Source organism: Brucella sp. NBRC 14130 (genome assembly GCF_040371715.1).
Classification (GTDB): domain Bacteria; phylum Pseudomonadota; class Alphaproteobacteria; order Rhizobiales; family Rhizobiaceae; genus Brucella; species Brucella intermedia.
Window position 1 is genome coordinate 1 of sequence record NZ_BAABTE010000062.1, and the last position, 1,325, is coordinate 1,325.

Genomic DNA, 1,325 nt, shown 5'->3' on the forward strand with positions numbered 1-1,325 from the left:
TTATGGGATGGACGCCTCCCTCCGAACCTTCAGAATGAAAGGCCAACCAAAGGAGGAAGTCATGACATTCGAATTGCTCGCAATCGATCTCGGAAAGTCGTCGTTTCATCTGCACAGCATTGCTTCAGATGGCGCTATTCTGTCGCGCAAGGTCAGCAGATCGAAGTTGGCCGAGACTGTTAACGCACTCGCACCAAAGACGATTGCTATGGAAGCGTGCGCCAGTGCGCATCACTGGGGACGGCAATTCAAAGATAATGGGCGAGAGGTCCTGCTTATCAACCCTCGCTTTGTGAAGCCCTTCGTTCGCGGCTCCAAAAACGACGCCGTAGATGCTGCGGCAATTTATGAAGCGGCGACCCGGCCGACCATGCGATTTGTGCCGGTCAAATCGATCACACAGCAAGACGTTCAGTCGCTGCATAGAGTTAGAGAACGTATGATCATCCAGCGTACATCGCTGATCAATCATGCACGCGGTCTTCTCGCCGAATATGGCATCGTGTTGCCGCAAGGAGCATGGCGTTTTGTATCCCAGGCACCCGCGGCTGTTGAGAGCGCTGATCTCTCCGATCTCGGGCGCGAGCTATTCCTCGAACTACTCGACCAACTCACCGATGTGAATGACCGAATTGCCAAGATTGATAGGAAGATTAGCGAGATTTGCCGCGATCGAGAGGATTGCCGTCGTTTGTCCGAACTGCCAGGCGTCGGTCCGATCATTGCAACGGCACTCGTTGCTAGCGTTGAGGACGGACGTCACTTTAAATCCGGGCGAGAGCTGGCGGCTTGGATCGGGCTGGTCCCGCGACAATACTCGACTGGCGGCAAACCACGCCTTGGCGGAATTGGCCGCCGAGCGAACCATTATCTACGTCGCCAGATGATTCATGGCGCACGTGCAGTTATCAGCCGACTTGCCAGTCACGATGATCGTCGATCTCAATGGCTGAAAGAGCTCGTCTCTCGCCGGGGTTATAACAAAGCGATCGTAGCGCTTGCCAATAAGACCGCGCGGATAGCATGGGCCCTGCTCACACGACAGGAGCGATACGCCGCACAATAGTCATTTGCCAATCGTTGCCGATGAGGCAATGATGAATGCGGGGTAAGAACTGATGGCGTAACGGCACGGACCGCAGCTTCGGATCCTGATTTACGACAAGGCCATAAAGGTCGATCATGTTATGAGGACAGAGGTAGCGGACTCCCATCAAGGCCAGGAGCGTGATCGCTCCAGCGATAGGCCGGATAGATTCACGCATCCAATGCCGAGTTGCCGCCAAATGTTCTTCTCGCCCGGGAGGCGTCCATAGATTGTCGTA

Annotated in this window: 2 protein-coding genes; one reads left to right on the top strand and one right to left on the bottom strand. The window is 54.9% G+C overall.

Annotated features, from left to right (window positions below; translation table 11 throughout):
- Positions 1 to 61: 61 nt before the first annotated feature.
- On the top strand, positions 62 to 1,066 hold the full coding sequence (locus ABWW28_RS27540; RefSeq protein WP_006471171.1) for an IS110 family RNA-guided transposase: 1,005 nt from the start codon (positions 62 to 64) through the stop codon (positions 1,064 to 1,066).
- Here the strand turns inward: ABWW28_RS27540 and ABWW28_RS27670 are convergent.
- Positions 1,035 to 1,325 (bottom strand): hypothetical protein (locus ABWW28_RS27670; RefSeq protein ID WP_502904600.1); only part of this gene is annotated, 291 nt, incomplete at its 5' end. The genes ABWW28_RS27540 and ABWW28_RS27670 overlap by 32 nt on opposite strands.

What these genes read in the sequence shown, in the direction of transcription:
- ABWW28_RS27540 (WP_006471171.1), top strand. Translation starts at nt 62, where the DNA reads ATGACATTCGAATTGCTCGCAATCGATCTCGGAAAGTCGTCGTTTCAT.